Below are 16,035 nucleotides of genomic sequence, written 5' to 3'. Positions count from 1 at the left end.
GCGGGACCGGGCTGCGGCGCCAATACCCTTGGTGCGGCAGTCCGGTCCCGGCGCGGCCCGCGTGCGCGGACCGGCGGTCGTGGCCGGCGGCACGGATCGGCGGCACGGGCCGATGGTGTGAGCCGGTGGCGAGGACCGCCCCCTGACACGGGTCGCCGCCTCCGGCACGGGGAAGACGAGGAAGGGCCGCAACAATGAGCAGCAGTGAAGGTTCCGCCATGCCCACGCGCAGGCACGTCATCGGCGCCACCGCCGCCGCCGTGGCCTGCGGGGCGGCGCTCGCCGGATGCGCCGCGGAGGATCCCGGCCCGGCGATCGTGCCGCCCGGCGTCAAGGGGAAGGTGGTCGCGCAGACCTCCGACGTCCCCGTGGGCGGCGGCCTCGTCATCTCCCAGTGGAAGATCCTGATCACCCAGCCCTCCTCCGGGGTGTTCAAGGCGTTCAGCGCCAGCTGCCCGCACCGGGGCTGCGCGGTCGGCGGCGTCGCGGACGGCAAGATCAACTGTCCCTGCCACGGCAGCCAGTTCGCCGCCGACTCCGGCAAGCTTCTCCGGGGCCCGGCGGAGGCCCCCCTCGCCGAGTTCCCGCTGAAGGTCGAGGGCAGTGGCATCGTCCTCGTCTGATCCGCCGCGTCCCGGTATGGAGCGCGGCAGAAGTTGAAGCTTCACAGATTTTTGACACCGGGTACGGCATGCTGATCCACATCGGGGAGTTCGCACCTGACGACGATCTGGGGAGAGTGACGATGACGGACGCGACACGCCGTGCGGTGCTGCTGGGAGCCGGAGGCGCCGGCGTGGCGGCGGTGCTGACCGCCTGCGGCGAGGGCGGCGACCAGACGGCCACCGTGACCGGTGATCAGACGGCCGGCGGGTCCGCCGGCACCGGCGCGCAGCAGGGGCAGGGGGCGCTGGCCAAGACCGCCGACATCCCCGTGGGCGGCGGCGCCGTCTTCCCGGACCGCAAGGTCGTGGTCACCCAGCCCGCGGCCGGGGATTTCAAGGCGTTCAGCTCCGTCTGCACCCATCGGGGGTGCCAGGTGCAGAGCGTCTCCGACGGCACGATCAACTGCCCGTGCCACGGCAGCAAGTTCGCCATCGCCGACGGGGCAGTGACCCTGGGTCCGGCCACGCGGCCCCTGGAGGCCAAGGAGATAAAGGTCGAGGGCGGCTCCATCGTCCTCGGCTGAGCCCCCGAGGGTCTCAACCGGGACTTCCGGGCCGGGCGTCGGGAGTCCCGGCCCGGGAGGGCTCGCGGGAAGGAAACCTGTCGGCGCGGGCCGATAGGCTCTTGGTGTGGCGAGATCTGCAGGCGGTCCGGCGAGCTTCCGGCCGAGTCCGGGGTCGATCCCCGAGTCCCCCGGCGTCTACCGGTTCAGGGACCCCGACGACCGGGTGATCTACGTCGGCAAGGCCAAGAACCTCCGCCAGCGGCTGAACTCCTACTTCGCCGACTTCGCCGGGCTGCACCCGCGCACCCAGACCATGCTCACCACGGCCGCCGGCGTCGACTGGACGGTCGTCGGCACCGAGGTGGAGGCGCTCCAGCTCGAATACTCCTGGATCAAGGAGTACGACCCGCGGTTCAACGTCAAGTACCGCGACGACAAGTCCTACCCCTACCTCGCGGTCACCATGGGGGAGGAGTTCCCCCGCGTGCAGGTCCTGCGGGGGGCCAAGCGCAAGGGCACCCGCTACTTCGGCCCCTACTCCCACGCCTGGGCGATCCGGGAGACGGTGGACCTGCTGCTGCGGGTGTTCCCGATCCGGAGCTGCTCGACGGGGGTGTTCCGGCGGGCCGGGCAGGTCGGCCGGCCCTGCCTGCTGGGTTACATCGACAAGTGCTCGGCGCCCTGCGTGGGCCGGATCAGCCCCGAGGACCACCGGACCCTGGCCGAGGACTTCTGCGACTTCATGGCGGGCAACACCGGCCGGTTCGTCAGACGGCTGGAGCGCGAGATGGCCCGGGCCGCCGCCGAGCAGGAGTACGAGCGGGCCGCCCGGCTGCGCGACGACATCCAGGCCCTGCGGCGGGCCATGGAGAAGCAGGCCGTCGTGCTGGGCGACAACACCGACTGCGACGTGGTCGCGCTGGCCGAGGACCCGCTGGAGGCGGCCGTCCAGGTCTTCTACGTCCGCGGCGGCCGTATCAGGGGTCAGCGCGGCTGGGTGGTGGACAAGGTCGAGGAGACCGGTCCCGGTGAGCTGGTCGAGCGGTTCCTGCTGCAGATCTACGGCGAGGCGGCCGCCGAGGCGGTCCCCCGGGAGGTGCTGGTGCCGGTTCTGCCGTCGGACGCCGACGCGATCGCCGAGCTGCTCGGCGAGCACCGCGGGGGCCGGGTGGAGATCCGCGTCCCGCAGCGCGGCGACAAGAAGGACCTGCTGACGACCGTCGAGCGCAACGCGGCGGAGGCGCTCCGGCAGCACAAGCTCAAGCGGGCCAGCGACCTGACGTCGCGCAGCAGGGCGCTGCAGGAGGTCGCCGACGCCCTCGGCCTCGACCAGGCGCCGCTGCGCATCGAGTGCTACGACGTCTCCCACATGCAGGGCACGGACGTGGTGGCCTCCATGGTGGTCTTCGAGGACGGCCTGGCCCGCAAGAGTGAATACCGCAGGTTCTCCGTCCGCACCACCGGGGGAGACGTCGCCTCGATCCACGAGGTGATCTCGCGGCGGTTCAAGCGGTACCTCGAGGAGCGCTCGGCCACCGGGGAGCTCGACGTCGAGATGGGCGCCGATTCCGAGGCGGGCGCCGAGCCGGGGATCGATCCCGGGGCGGGCGGCGAGCCGGGCATCGACCCCGAGACCGGCAGGCCGCGCAAGTTCGCCTACCCGCCCAACCTCGTCGTCGTGGACGGCGGCCCGGCCCAGGCCGCCGCCGCCCGGCGCGCGCTGGACGAGCTGGGCGTGGACGACGTGGCGGTCTGCGGCCTGGCCAAACGGCTGGAGGAGGTCTGGCTCCCGGACGAGGAGCTGCCGGTGATCCTCCCCCGGGCGAGCGAGGCCCTTTACCTGCTGCAGCGGGTGCGCGACGAGGCCCACCGCTTCGCCATCACCTACCATCGTTCCAAGCGGTCCAGGAGCGTCAGGGAAAGCGCCCTGGACGGGGTGCCGGGGCTCGGGCCTGCCCGCAGGCAGGCCCTGATCAAGCACTTCGGATCGGTGAAGCGGCTGCGGGAGGCGACCGCCGCCCAGATCTGCGAGGTCCCCGGGATCGGCCCCGCCACGGCCGAGACGATCGTGTCGGCGTTGAAGGATGAGAGCTCATGAGCGAGGAACAGGCCCCGAACGACGAGCCGACCGCGGGCGGCCACCGCGGCGCGGGTGAGGCGCCGGGCGCGACCGGCGGACGGCCGGACCGGCGGCGGGCCGACGGCGGTCAGACCGCGTTCGTCATCGTCACCGGCATGTCCGGGGCGGGGCGGAGCACCGCCGCCAAGGCCCTGGAGGACCTGGGCTGGTTCGTCATCGACAACCTGCCGCCCGGTCTGCTGTTCGCCATGGCGGAGGAGGCCGGCCGGGTCAAGCTGGCCGCCGACAAGGTGGCGGCCGTGGTCGACGTGCGCAGTCTGGCCTTCACCACCGACCTCAACGCCGCGATCGGGGAGCTCGACGGGCGGGGCGTCGCCGTACGGGTGGTGTTCCTGGAGGCCAGCGACGAGGAGCTGGTGCGCAGGTTCGAGAACGTCCGCCGCCCGCACCCCCTGCAGGGGGACGGCCGGCTGGTCGACGGGATCGCCCGCGAGCGGGGCATCCTGCGGGAGGTGCGGGCCAACGCCGACCTGGTCATCGACACCTCCAACCTCAACGTCCACGAGCTGCGCGGCAAGATCGTCGCCTTCTTCGGCGGCGAGGACCGTCCGGGCCTGCGGGTCAACGTCGTCTCCTTCGGCTACAAGTACGGCCTGCCGGTCGACGCCGACCTGGTCGTCGACTGCCGGTTCCTGCCCAACCCGCACTGGGTGCCCGAGCTGCGCCCGATGAACGGCCTGGACCCGGCGGTGCGCGACTACGTCCTCGGCCAGCCGGGCGCCAAGGAGCTGCTCGACGCCTACGAGGAGGTGGTCGGCATCATCGCGGCCGGCTACGCCCGCGAGGGCAAGAGCTACGCCACGCTCGCGGTGGGCTGCACCGGCGGCAAGCACCGCAGCGTCGCCCTGGCCGAGCAGATCGGGGCGCGGCTGCGTGACCGCGGCGGCCTGGACGTTCAGGTGAGCCACCGGGATGTGGGCCGGGAGTGATCGAGGATCTCAAGGTCGTCGCGCTGGGCGGCGGCCACGGGCTGTACGCCTCGCTGTCGGCGCTGCGCCGGGTCACCTCCGGGCTCACTGCCGTGGTCACGGTGGCCGACGACGGCGGGTCGAGCGGGCGGCTCCGCCGCGAACTGGGCGTGCTGCCCCCGGGCGACCTGCGGATGGCGCTGGCCGCCCTGTGCGGCGACGACGAGTGGGGCCGTACCTGGAGCGAGGTCGTCCAGCACCGTTTCCGCAGTGAGGGCGAGCTGCACGGGCACGCGCTCGGCAACCTGCTGATCGTGGCGCTGTGGGAGCGGCTCGGCGACACGGTCGCCGGCCTCGACTGGGTCGGGCGGCTGCTCGGCGCGCACGGCCGGGTGCTGCCGATGTCGTCGGTGCCGCTCGACATCGTCGCGGAGGTCGAGCTGGACGGCGTGGTGAGCACCGTGCGCGGGCAGGTGGCCTGCGCCCTCACCCCCGGCCGGGTCCGGGCCGTCTCGCTGGTCCCGGCCGACCCTCCGGCCAGTCCCGAGGCGGTCCAGGCGGTCCTGGACGCCGACTGGGTGGTCTTCGGCCCCGGGTCGTGGTTCACCAGTGTGCTGCCCCACCTGAAGGTGCCCGAGCTGGCCGAGGCGCTGCACACCACCCGGGCGCGCCGCCTGGTCACGCTGAACCTCGCCCCGCAGCCCGGCGAGACCGACGGGTTCTCCCCCCAGAAGCACCTGGAGGTGCTCCGCCAGCACGCTCCGGCCCTGGAGACCGACGTGGTGCTCGCCGACGCCGGGGTGGCCGACGACCGCGAGGAGCTGGAGAAGGCCGCGGCCGGGCTCGGCGGACGGCTGGTGCTGGCGGACGTCGCGTCCCCCGACGGCTCCCCGCGGCACGATGCGCAACGTCTTGCCTCCGTCCTGGACGAGATTTTCCGTGGGAAGCGTTGATCCTGGTCAGCGGTGCCCGTGAGTGCGAGAAACTTCTGTGTGCCCGGTTGTTCCGGGCCGCACGAGGTCTGATGGGGGAGGACGAACGATATGGCGGCGATGACAGGAGTGGTGAAGGACGAGCTGAGCCGGCTACCGGTCCTGAAGCCGTGCTGCCGCAAGGCCGAGGTGTCGACGCTCCTTCGCTTCGCGAGCGGCCTGCACCTGGTCGGCGGGCGGATCGTGATCGAGGCCGAGCTGGACACCAACGTCACGGCGCGGCGGCTCATCAAGGACATCGCCGAGGTGTTCGGGCACCGGGCCGAGGTGCTCGTCCTCGCCCCCGCGGGACTGCGCAAGGGCGCCCGCTACGTGGTGCGGGTGTACCGCGACGGTGAGGCGCTGGCCCGCCAGACCGGCTTGATCGACAACCACGGCCGCCCGGTCCGCGGCCTGCCCCGGCAGGTGGTGGCGGGGGCGACGTGCGACGCCGAGGCCGCCTGGCGCGGGGCGTTCCTGGCGCACGGCTCCCTCACCGAGCCGGGCCGCTCCATGTCGCTGGAGGTCACCTGCCCCGGGCCGGAGGCGGCGCTCGCGCTGGTCGGCTCCGCCCGCCGGTTGAAGATCCACGCCAAGGCGCGCGAGGTGCGCGGCGTCGACCGGGTGGTGGTCCGCGACGGCGACGCGATCAGCGCCCTGCTGACCCGGCTGGGCGCCCACGACAGCGTGCTGCTGTGGGAGGACCGCCGGATGCGCCGCGAGGTGCGGGCGACGGCCAACCGCCTGGCCAACTTCGACGACGCCAACCTGCGCCGCTCGGCCCGCGCCGCGGTCGCGGCCGGCGCCCGGGTCCAGCGGGCCCTGGAGATCCTCGGTGAGGAGGCCCCGGAGCACCTGGTGGTGGCCGGGCGGCTGCGGGTGGAGCACAAGCAGGCGTCCCTGGAGGAGCTGGGCCAGCTCGCCGACCCGCCGCTGACCAAGGACGCCATCGCCGGGCGCATCCGCCGCCTGCTCGCCATGGCCGACAAGCGCGCCCAGGACATCGGCATCCCCAACACCGAGGCCAACCTCACCGTCGACATGCTCGCGCCCTGAGCGTCGCCGGGGGCGTCGCGGCAGGTCACCGGGTGTGCCGAACACACCCCACCCCACCAGTGGTCTAAACCAATTTGGGTCCTATAGGGTTCGTGGTGAGGTTTTCAGCCCGCCACAAGCCGTCGGTCCACCGGGCCGGCGCACCGACGTACGAGGAGACCGGTACCGTGAGCATCCGCGTAGGCGTCAACGGATTCGGCCGCATCGGCCGCAACTTCTGGCGTGCGGTCGCTGCCAGCGGCAAGGACATCGAGATCGTTGCGGTCAACGACCTGACCGACAACGCCACGCTCGCCCACCTGCTCAAGTACGACAGCATCCTCGGCCGCCTGCCGTACGAGGTGAAGAGCACCGCCGACGAGATCATCGTGGACGGCAAGGCCATCAAGGTCTTCGCCGAGCGCGACCCGGCCAAGCTCCCCTGGGGCGACCTGGGCGTGGACGTCGTCGTCGAGTCCACCGGCCTGTTCACCGACGCCAACAAGGCCCGGGTGCACGCCGACAACGGCGCCAAGAAGGTCATCATCTCGGCTCCGGCCAAGAACGAGGACGTCACGGTCGTGATGGGCGTCAACGACGACATCTACGACCCGGCCAAGCACACGATCATCTCCAACGCCTCCTGCACGACCAACTGCCTGGCCCCGATGGCCAAGGTCATCAACGACACCTTCGGTATCGAGAAGGGTCTGATGACCACCATCCACGCCTACACGCAGGACCAGAACCTGCAGGACGGCCCGCACAAGGACCTGCGCCGCGCCCGCGCCGCCGCGCTGAACGTCGTGCCGACCTCCACCGGCGCCGCCAAGGCCATCGGCCTGGTGCTGCCCGAGCTGAAGGGCAAGCTCGACGGCTACGCGCTGCGCGTGCCGGTGCCCACCGGCTCGGCCACCGACCTGACCGTCGAGGTCGGCCGTGAGACCACCGTCGAGGAGGTCAACGCCGCCCTCAAGGCCGCCGCGGACGGCCCGCTCAAGGGCTACCTGACCTACACCGAGGACCCGATCGTCTCCAGCGACATCGTCACCGACCCGGCGTCGTGCATCTTCGACGCCGGCCTGACCAAGGTGATCGGCAACCAGGTCAAGGTCGTCGGCTGGTACGACAACGAGTGGGGCTACTCCAACCGTCTCGTCGACCTCGTCGAGAAGGTCGGCCGAGCCCTCTGATGAAGGACCTCTCCGCATTCGACGTGAAGGGCCGGCGCGTCCTGGTGCGCGCCGACCTCAACGTCCCCCTGGACGGGGACGTCATCACCGACGACGGCCGCATCCGCGCCTCCGTCCCGACGATCCGGGAGCTCACCGACAAGGGCGCCCGGGTGGTGGTCTGCGCCCACCTCGGCCGGCCCAAGGGGGAGCCGAACCCGAAGTACTCCCTGGCGCCGGTGGCCCGGCGCCTCGGTGAGCTGCTGGGCGCCGACGTCGCCTTCGCCACCGACGTGGTGGGCGAGTCGGCCCGGTCCGTCGTCGAGGGCCTCGGCGAGGGCCAGGTGGCGCTGCTGGAGAACCTGCGGTTCGAGCGGGGCGAGGAGTCCAAGGACGACGCCGAGCGCGCCGCGTTCGCCGAGAGGCTCGCGGCCTTCGCCGACCTCTACGTCGGCGACGGCTTCGGCGCGGTGCACCGCAAGCACGCCAGCGTCTACGACGTGCCGAAGCTGCTGCCGCACGCGGCGGGCCGGCTCGTGCTGGCCGAGGTCGAGGTCCTGCGGAAGCTGACCGAGGAGCCGGCCCGGCCGTACGTCGTGGTCCTCGGCGGCGCGAAGGTCTCCGACAAGCTCGGCGTGATCGGCAACCTCCTGACGAAGGTCGACCGGCTCCTCATCGGCGGCGGCATGGCCTACACCTTCCTGGCCGCCCAGGGCCGCGAGGTGGGGAAGTCGCTGCTCCAGGAGGACCAGCTCGACACCGTGCGCGGCTTCCTCGACGAGGCGGCCAAGCGCGGCGTGGAGCTCGTCCTGCCGGTCGACGTGCTGGCGGCCGTCGACTTCGCCGAGGACGCCGAGTACGAGGTGGTCGACGCCACCGCGATCCCGGCCGACCGCCAGGGCCTCGACATCGGCCCGCGCACCCGCGAGCTGTTCGCGGAGAAGCTGGCCGACGCGCGGACGGTGTTCTGGAACGGCCCGATGGGCGTCTTCGAGTTCGAGGCGTTCTCCGGGGGAACTCGCGCGGTCGCCGAGGCGTTGGTCGCCTCGGAGGCGTTCACCGTCGTCGGCGGTGGAGACTCGGCCGCGGCCGTGCGCAGGCTCGGACTCCCCGAGGACGGGTTCTCGCACATCTCCACCGGCGGTGGGGCCAGCCTCGAATACCTTGAGGGCAAGACCCTGCCCGGGCTCGTCGCCCTGGAGGCCGGGGAGTGAACCGACGCGGTGAGCGGGCGCGCCGTCCCGGCGCGCCCGCTTCCGACGCCAGGCATGTGAGAAGCGCTCCGCGGAGCGGACGAGGAACGGCGGGTGACAGATGAGCACGGCACGCAAGCCCCTCATCGCCGGCAACTGGAAGATGAACCTCAACCACCTGGAGGCCATCGCCCACACCCAGAAGCTGGCGTTCGCGCTGAACGACAAGGACCTCAACCGGGTCGAGGTGGCGGTCCTGCCGCCGTTCACCGACCTGCGCAGCGTCCAGACCCTGGTGGACGGCGACAAGCTGCGCCTGGTGTACGGCGCGCAGGACCTGTCCGAGCACGAGGGCGGCGCGTACACCGGGGAGATCTCCGGGGCGATGCTCGCCAAGCTCGGCTGCACCTTCGTGGTGATCGGGCACTCCGAGCGGCGGCAGTACCACCGCGAGGACGACGACGTGGTCAACGCCAAGGTCCACGCGGCCTACCGGCACTCGCTCACGCCGATCCTGTGCGTGGGGGAGAACCTGGAGGTCCGCCGGTCCGGCGGCCAGGTGGCCCACAGCGTCGCCCAGCTCGACGGGGCGCTGCGCAAGGTCACCGCCGAGCAGGCCGCGTCGATCGTGCTGGCCTACGAGCCGGTGTGGGCGATCGGCACCGGCGAGGTGGCCACCCCGCAGGACGCCCAGGAGGTCTGCGGGGCGCTGCGCTCCCGACTCGCCGAGCTGTATGACGCCGATGTGGCCGCCGCCGTCCGTATCCTTTACGGAGGGTCGGTCAAGGCCGACAACATCGTCGGCATCATGGCGCAGCCCGACGTGGACGGCGCCCTGGTCGGCGGCGCCAGCCTCGACCCGGTGGAGTTCGTGAAAATCTGCCGTTTTGGTGAAATGTCGGGCTGACCGGGACGTTCGGGGGGTACGACTTGACATGAGGTCGTACCCTCTTAGAGCAAGTTTGAATCGTCACGCCTCAGGCGTCACACAAGGGTCGTGCCCGGACGCGGGCCGCGCGTAAATAGGGAACAGGTCAACGGTGACAATCGGAATCTCCATCGCCCTCATTCTGGCGAGCTTGCTGATGATCCTGCTCGTCCTGCTCCACAAGGGCAAGGGCGGGGGTCTGTCGGATCTGTTCGGTGGCGGTTTCTCGTCATCGTTCGGAGGGTCCTCCGTGGTCGAGCGCAACCTTGACCGGCTCACCATCATCACCGGTGTGGTCTGGTTCGTCTGCATCATCGCGCTGGGCCTTCTTCTCAAGCCCTGACCCGGGGCTTTCAGGCGCCCTGGCTTTCGCCAAGCGTGACAGTGGTTCAGCCCCCCGCGCCCACCCGGAGCGGCGGGGGGCCATCGAGCGAGGAGTTCATCCGTGGGTAGTGGCAACGCGATCCGTGGCAGCCGTGTCGGAGCCGGCCCGATGGGAGAGGCGGAGCGTGGCGAGGCGGCTCCCCGTGTAAGGGTCCCGTTCTGGTGCGCGAACATGCATGAGACGCGCCCCAGCTTCGCCAGCGACGCCCCCATACCGGAGTTCTGGGACTGCCCGCGGTGCGGCCTCCCGGCCGGCCAGGACGAGAGCAACCCGCCCGCGCCGCCGCGCAACGAGCCGTACAAGACGCATCTCGCGTACGTCAAGGAGCGCCGCAGCGACAAGGACGGGGCCCAGATCCTGGCCGAGGCTCTGGAGCGGCTGCGTTCCTCCTCCCGCCCGATGTACTGATCCACTGCTCCGGCAGACGTGTAGGGCCCCCGCGGAGAGCTTCCGCGGGGGCCCCTCGCGTTCCGCCGTACGCCCGCCCGGGGCCCGGAGCCCGGTCACGCCGCGCCGGTCGCGCCCTCACCCGGGGTTCAGAGCCCGGCCACGCCGCGGCGGTAGGCGTAGCCGACGGCCTGGGCGCGGTCGCGCGCCCCGATCTTGGCGAAGAGATTGTTGACGTGCGTCTTCACCGTGGCCTCGCTGATGAACAGGGCCGCGGCGATCTCCGCGTTGGAGCGGCCCTCGGCGATGAGCCGCAGGACCTCCCCCTCCCGTCTGGTCAGCCCGTCGGGCAGGGCGCCGCGCTCCCGGACGGGGTCCGGCCGGGCGGCGCGGTCCCGTGCGGGGGCCGTCCCGGTGCCGTGGTGCCGCGCGGGGTCCCGCGGGCCGGTGCCGTCCGGTACGGGGTCCGGCGGGCCGGTGCGGCCCCCGAGGGGGTCCGGCCGGGCGTCCCCCGTGCCTCTCCGGGCCGGGGCGGGCGGCGGGGCCGGGGGCATGGCGTCCAGGAGGCGGCGCTGGACGGCCGGGTCGAGCTGGGCGTCCCCCCGCCTCACGGCGGCGACGGCCCGGGAGATCTCCTCGGCGTCGGCGCTCTTGGTGAGGAAGCCCCGGGCCCCGGCCCGCAGCGCGGCGAACACCGACTCGTCGTCGGAGTAGGTGGTCAGCACGACGACCTGGACGTCCGGGTACGCGGCGCGGATCCGCCCGGTGGCCTCGACGCCGTCCATCCGGGGCATCCGCAGGTCCATCAGGACCACGTCCGGCCGCTCGGCCTCGACCAGCCGCAGGGCGGCCTCCCCGTCGCCCGCGGAACCGGCCACCTCGATGCCGGGCAGCAGTCCCAGCAGCAGCGTCAGCCCCTCGCGCACGACCGTCTGGTCGTCGACCACCAGCACCCGGACGGGCGCGTCGTTCGTCTCCGAGCCGCCTCCGGTCACCTCGCCACCCCCTCCGGCCGCGCGAAGACCCGTTCCGCCGGAGGCCTCTCCGTGGACCGCCCCGCCGCCGGAGGCTTCTCCGTGGACCGCTCCGCCGCCGGAGGCTTCTCCGCGGACCGTTCCGTCGCCGGAAGCCTCAGCCGTACCCGGAACCCCCCGTCCGTCTCCCCGGCCTCCAGCGCTCCGCCGAGCAGTTCGGCGCGCTCGGCCATCCCGACGAGGCCGTACCCCCCTCCCGGCGTCCTCGGACCGTTCCCGGAGGGGTTGGTCACCTCCAGCTCGCAGACCTCGTCGCCGAAGGCCAGCCGTACGGTGGCCGGTGCCCCGGGAGCGTGCCGGCCGACGTTGGTGAGGGCCTCCTGGGCGGTGCGGACCACCGCCAGCTCGGTTCCGGGCGCGAGCCGCCGCCCGGAACCGGTCACCGTCAGCGGGCACGCCTGCCCGGTCGTCGCCCGGAACTCCTCCGTGAGCGCCCGGAGCGCCACCGGCAGCGGCGGACTGTCCTCCCGCAGCGCCGACACCGCCCTTCGGGCCTCCTCCAGCCCCGACCTGGCGAGCTTCCCGGCGTGCTCCACCCGTTCCAGTGCCTCGGCGTGCCGCTCGGCCCGCAGCAGCAGGCGCGCGCCCTCCAGGTGCACGATCTGCGCGGACAGGGAGTGCGCCAGCACGTCGTGGATCTCCCTGGCGATCCGCGCCCGTTCGGCGAGCACGGCCCCGCGCGCCTCGGCGGCCCGGGCCGCCCGGCGCTGCCGGACCGCGTAGGCGATGAGGAAGATCACGCAGACGTTGAGGGCCAGGGACAGCTCCTGCTCCCAGGCGTGGCCGGCCAGGCCGATCAGCAGCAGGCCGGTCAGCGCGAGCAGCCCCACCGGCAGCGCCCGGTCCGGCGGGTGACGGAAGGCCGCCGCTCCGACGGTGAAGAGCAGGGCCGCGACGGCCGGGCCGCCGTCGGGGGAGAGGGCGAGGAGACCGATCGAGGCGATCACGGCGGCGCCGAGCCTGATCGGGATTCCCAGGACCGTGACCGGGGGACTCTCCCGCCGGGGCGAACCCGGCGGGGGAGCGGCGGCCAGGCACCCGGCGACGACCAGCGCCAGTGCCGCGACCGCGAGGCGGTGGCCGGGGGCGGCGGTCTGGTCCCGGATCGCCTGGGCGACGGTGAACGCGGCGAACGTCGCGGCCACCGCGACCCACAGCAGGACCGCGGCTCGCCGCCGGATTCCGGACATGTCCCCGAAGATACCGGCGGACCCGCCGTACGGCCGTGCCGGGCCGCTCTCCGTGCGGTTCTCCGTGCGGTTCTCCGTACGGCGGGGACGGTCACGCGCGTGCCGGGGCGGCGAGGGGCAGGGCGCGGGCGCGGCGGGCGACGAGGAGGGACTGGACGCCGATGGTCAGGCCCATGAAGAACAGGATGGCCGTGGGCGCCGACGCGAGCCCGAGCGCGTGGCCGGCGCCGAACAGCGCGACGCGCGCGACGGCCGAGGCCAGCCAGCCCAGCAGGGTCCAGCCGGTGCCCCGGGACCAGGGGACCCCCGTCTCGTCCCGCCAGACCCGGACGGTCGAGGCGCGCAGGACGCCGAAGGCCACCGCGCAGGCGGCCTCCACGGCCAGCAGGAGCAAGCTGAGCGGCAGGTGACGGGGATCTGCGAGTGCGCCGGAGGCGACGCCGGCCGCCATCATGAACAGGGCGAGCCAGAGGAGGCCGGTCCGGGTGGCGACCCGGGTCATCATCTGGCGGTAGAGCACGAAGGCGACGACGAGGACGATGATGGCCGCCGTGCTCAGCGGGTTCGTCGGGTTGAGCGGGTTCACGGGGAAGACGGTAGGGAGAAGCGCGCCGGGGCGGATCGGCGCCGGGGTGGAGATACGGGGTCTCCACCCACGGGTGGAGACCCCGTCGGCGCCTGGAAAAACTTTCGTACCACGCATCTTTTCCTGATGCGCAAATATGTGTACGGTGGTCCCATGGACACCGGGAAATCCGAACGGCCGGGACTTCGGGAGCGCAAGAAGCAGGAGACCCGTGCCGCGCTGAGCTGGGCGACCATCCGCCTGGTCGTCGAGCGCGGGCTGGACGCCGTCCGGGTGGAGGACATCGCAGCCGAGGCCGGGGTCTCACCCCGCACCTTCAACAACTACTTCTCCGGCAAGGGCGAGGCGATCGCCGCCCGGCACCTCGACCGCGCCCGCCGGGTCGCGGAGGAGCTGCGCGCCCGGCCGGAGTCCGAGCCGCTGTGGGAGGCGATCCGCAACGCGGTGCAGACCCAGTTCTCGCCCGGGGACACGTCCGGCGACGCGGTCGGTGGCGCGGTCGACGGGGGACGGGCGCCCGACCGGAGGTGGATCACCGGCGTCAGCCTGATGATCAGTGAGCCTTCGCTGCAGGGTGAGATGTTCAAGGCGAACGCGGCCGCCGAGGCGGAGCTCGCCGCGGCGATCGCCGAGCGCACCGGCACCGACGTCGTCCGCGACCTGTATCCGCGGCTGGTGTCCGGCGCGGTCGGCGCGGCCGTCAGCCTGGTCATGGAGCGCTGGCTGCGGGCCGACCCGCCCGTGCCGTTCGGGCCGCTGCTCCGCGACGCGCTCGGCCAGCTCGCCGCGGGGCTGCCGGTGCCGGACCGTGAGGAGGCCGCCGGTCCCCGGCCCTGAGAGCGGTTCCTCCGCCTTCCGGTCCTCGTCGATCCCCCGAGTCTCCCGGACCCGCCGGCCCTGACCGGCCCGGCCCGGAGAGTCCCGCCTGAGAGGCCCGATCCCCGCCGGGCCGCGTACCAGGACCCACCGGCCCTGATCGGCCCGGCCCCCGGGAATCCCGCCTGAGAGGCCCGACTCCCGCCGGGCCCCGCACCCGGGCGCGGCCACCGGCCCGTCGCCCGGGTGGTCCGTCATGGCCGCCCTCGCACACCGTGCGTCAGCGGCGAATCGCGGGGCGAACCCTCTTTCGTTCGGGCCCGGACCTCCGGGACCCGAATCCCCCCATCCCACAGAGGAGGAACCACCATGTCCGCAGACGTGGTCATCGCCGGCGCCGGCCCCAACGGGCTGATGCTGGCCTGCGAGCTGAGCCTGGCCGGAGTGCGGCCGATCGTGTTGGAGCGGCTGCCCGCGCGTACCACCGAGAACCGCGCCAACGGCCTGGTCGGCCAGGTGGTGCGGATGCTCGACCGCCGGGGCCTGTACGGGCGGCTCAGCGGTGGCACCGAGCCGCCCCGGCCGGTGCCCGCGTTCGTGTTCGGCGCGCTGCCGCTCGACCTGAGCACGCTGGACGACAACCCGCTCTACATCCTGGGGACGCCGCAGCAGCGCGTCGAGCAGGTTCTGGAGGAGCGCGCCGCCGAGCTGGGCTTCGAGATCCGCCGGGGACACGAGCTCACCGGCCTGTCGCAGGACGCCGAGGAGGTCGTCGCCGACGTCACCGGGCCCGGCGGCCCCTACCGGCTGCGGGCCCGCTACCTCGTCGGGGCCGACGGCGGGCGCAGCGTGACGCGGAAGCTGGCGGGGATCGGCTTCCCCGGCGTGACACGGGACTCCACGGTCTCCCGCGTCGCGTCCGTCACCGTGCCGTCGGAGCTGGTGGACCCGGCCACCGGCGGGCTGAACGTGCCCGGCTACGGGCTCGTCCCGCCGTTCATGCACCACCGCACCGGGCACGGGCTGTTCGTCTTCGCGCCCTTCCCCGGCCGCTCGCCCCTGGTGACCACCATGGAGTGGGAGCCCGGTGTCGCCGAGGACGGCGGGCAGCCGCCGCTGACCCTGGAGGAGCTGCGGGAGAGCGTCCGCCGGGTCCTGGGAGCCGACCTCCCCCTCGGCCCGTCCACCGGGCCCGGCCCGCACCTGACGCGCCGCCTGGTCGGCGGCAACACCCGGCTGGCCGACCGGTTCCGGGACGGCCGGGTGCTGCTGGCCGGCGACGCGGCCCACGTGCACTCGGCGATCGGCGGCCCAGGACTGAACCTGGGCCTGCAGGATGTGACCAACCTCGGCTGGAAGCTCGCCGCCGAGATCCGCGGCTGGGCCCCGCCCGGCCTGCTGGACAGCTACGAGGCCGAACGGCGGCCGGCGGCCGAGCGGGTCGTCATGCACACCCAGGCACAGTCCGCGCTGGTCGCCCCGGGTGAGGAGGTCACCGCGCTGCGCCGGCTGTTCACCGAGCTGCTCGGCGACCGGAACGTCGTCCGGCACATCGCCGGCACCATGGCCGGGGCGGACATCCGCTACGACATGGGCGGGGGCGACGCCCACCCCCTGGTGGGCCGGTGGGCCCCCGACCTGTCACTCGACACCGGCGACGACACCGGTCCGGTACGGCTCGCCGAGTTGACCGCGGACGCCCGGCCGCTGCTGCTGGACCTGACCGGGGACGCGTCCCTCGCCGGGGAGGCGGCCGGGTGGGACGACCGGGTCAAGGCCGTCACCGCGCGCCTCATGAACCCGGCGGCCATGAACGCCCCGGATGCCCAGGACGGCCCGGCCGGCCCGCGCGGCTCCGACGGCTCGGGCGACCCGGACGGCGACGGGGGGTCCGGCGGTGAAGGTGGGTCCGGCGAGGTCACGGCCCTGCTGCTGCGGCCCGACTGCTACGTCGCCTGGGCCTCCTCGTCGCCCCGCCCCGACTCCGCCGAGCGCGAGGCCCTCCGCGCCGCCCTGGTCCGGTGGTTCGGGGCGCCGGCGACCGTGTACGCCTGACCGCCGCGCCCGCCGTACGGCAGGCCCCGCGGGGAAGCCCGCCGTACGGCGCGTCGGGCGCGGC

16 protein-coding genes are annotated in these 16,035 nt (G+C 73.3%); 13 read left to right on the top strand and 3 right to left on the bottom strand.

Translation table 11 applies throughout. The features are described 5' to 3' along the window. Positions 1-218 precede the first annotated feature (218 nt). The 11 genes from IEZ10_RS26525 (at position 219) to IEZ10_RS26475 (ending at position 10,311) form a co-directional block, all read left to right on the top strand. Positions 219-623, top strand: coding sequence for a Rieske (2Fe-2S) protein (locus tag IEZ10_RS26525; protein ID WP_229811662.1), 405 nt, complete (start codon positions 219-221; stop codon positions 621-623). A gap of 122 nt (positions 624-745) precedes the next feature. Next, positions 746-1,189: a Rieske (2Fe-2S) protein gene (locus IEZ10_RS26520; protein WP_189249220.1), complete on the top strand. Its 444-nt coding sequence runs from the start codon at positions 746-748 to the stop codon at positions 1,187-1,189. A gap of 106 nt (positions 1,190-1,295) precedes the next feature. Beyond that, entirely contained in the window at positions 1,296-3,269 is a 1,974-nt protein-coding gene (gene uvrC / locus IEZ10_RS26515) for an excinuclease ABC subunit UvrC (protein WP_189249219.1), read from the top strand. After that, positions 3,266-4,240, top strand: coding sequence for an RNase adapter RapZ (gene rapZ, locus IEZ10_RS26510; RefSeq protein WP_189249218.1), 975 nt, complete (start codon positions 3,266-3,268; stop codon positions 4,238-4,240). Before uvrC ends, rapZ begins: the two co-directional genes overlap by 4 nt. Beyond that, entirely contained in the window at positions 4,237-5,172 is a 936-nt protein-coding gene (locus IEZ10_RS26505) for a gluconeogenesis factor YvcK family protein (protein ID WP_189249217.1), read from the top strand. Before rapZ ends, IEZ10_RS26505 begins: the two co-directional genes overlap by 4 nt. A gap of 90 nt (positions 5,173-5,262) precedes the next feature. After that, on the top strand, positions 5,263-6,246 hold the full coding sequence (gene whiA, locus IEZ10_RS26500) for a DNA-binding protein WhiA (protein ID WP_179827915.1): 984 nt from the start codon (positions 5,263-5,265) through the stop codon (positions 6,244-6,246). 167 nt (positions 6,247-6,413) lie between these two features. Next, positions 6,414-7,418 carry a type I glyceraldehyde-3-phosphate dehydrogenase gene (gene gap, locus IEZ10_RS26495; RefSeq protein WP_189249216.1) on the top strand — a complete coding sequence of 335 codons (1,005 nt, stop codon included), beginning with the start codon at positions 6,414-6,416 and terminating at the stop codon, positions 7,416-7,418. Continuing rightward, the gene (locus IEZ10_RS26490) at positions 7,418-8,611 is read left to right on the top strand and encodes a phosphoglycerate kinase (protein ID WP_189249215.1); all 1,194 of its coding nucleotides are present in this window, start codon (positions 7,418-7,420) and stop codon (positions 8,609-8,611) included. The genes gap and IEZ10_RS26490 overlap by 1 nt, the downstream gene beginning before the upstream one ends. A gap of 100 nt (positions 8,612-8,711) precedes the next feature. Next, complete coding sequence (gene tpiA / locus IEZ10_RS26485) at positions 8,712-9,497, top strand: triose-phosphate isomerase (protein ID WP_189249214.1); 786 nt, start codon at positions 8,712-8,714, stop codon at positions 9,495-9,497. Between the two features lie 133 nt (positions 9,498-9,630). Further along, entirely contained in the window at positions 9,631-9,861 is a 231-nt protein-coding gene (gene secG, locus IEZ10_RS26480; protein ID WP_179827931.1) for a preprotein translocase subunit SecG, read from the top strand. Between the two features lie 102 nt (positions 9,862-9,963). After that, complete coding sequence (locus IEZ10_RS26475) at positions 9,964-10,311, top strand: RNA polymerase-binding protein RbpA (RefSeq protein ID WP_179827933.1); 348 nt, start codon at positions 9,964-9,966, stop codon at positions 10,309-10,311. A gap of 128 nt (positions 10,312-10,439) precedes the next feature. Here the strand turns inward: IEZ10_RS26475 and IEZ10_RS26470 are convergent, their stop codons facing one another. The 3 genes from IEZ10_RS26470 to IEZ10_RS26460 all read right to left on the bottom strand — a co-directional run bounded on the left by IEZ10_RS26470 (position 10,440) and on the right by IEZ10_RS26460 (position 13,100). Then, positions 10,440-11,285 carry a response regulator transcription factor gene (locus IEZ10_RS26470; protein ID WP_229811661.1) on the bottom strand — a complete coding sequence of 282 codons (846 nt, stop codon included), beginning with the start codon at positions 11,283-11,285 and terminating at the stop codon, positions 10,440-10,442. Next, the gene (locus tag IEZ10_RS26465; RefSeq protein WP_189249213.1) at positions 11,282-12,514 is read right to left on the bottom strand and encodes a sensor histidine kinase; all 1,233 of its coding nucleotides are present in this window, start codon (positions 12,512-12,514) and stop codon (positions 11,282-11,284) included. Before IEZ10_RS26465 ends, IEZ10_RS26470 begins: the two co-directional genes overlap by 4 nt. 91 nt (positions 12,515-12,605) lie before the next feature. Beyond that, entirely contained in the window at positions 12,606-13,100 is a 495-nt protein-coding gene (locus IEZ10_RS26460; protein ID WP_189249212.1) for a hypothetical protein, read from the bottom strand. 153 nt (positions 13,101-13,253) lie between these two features. Here IEZ10_RS26460 and IEZ10_RS26455 point away from each other — a divergent pair, with 153 nt between their 5' ends. Both IEZ10_RS26455 and IEZ10_RS26450 read left to right on the top strand, forming a co-directional pair. Next, positions 13,254-13,937, top strand: a complete 684-nt coding sequence (locus IEZ10_RS26455; RefSeq protein ID WP_189249211.1) for a TetR/AcrR family transcriptional regulator — start codon at positions 13,254-13,256, stop codon at positions 13,935-13,937. 348 nt (positions 13,938-14,285) lie between these two features. Then, positions 14,286-15,971: an FAD-dependent monooxygenase gene (locus tag IEZ10_RS26450; protein ID WP_189249210.1), complete on the top strand. Its 1,686-nt coding sequence runs from the start codon at positions 14,286-14,288 to the stop codon at positions 15,969-15,971. Positions 15,972-16,035 lie beyond the last annotated feature (64 nt).

The sequence above is a fragment of the Streptosporangium pseudovulgare genome (genome assembly GCF_014648055.1).
GTDB classification, from domain to species: domain Bacteria; phylum Actinomycetota; class Actinomycetes; order Streptosporangiales; family Streptosporangiaceae; genus Streptosporangium; species Streptosporangium pseudovulgare.
This window is presented reverse-complemented; position numbering and strand designations above follow the sequence as displayed.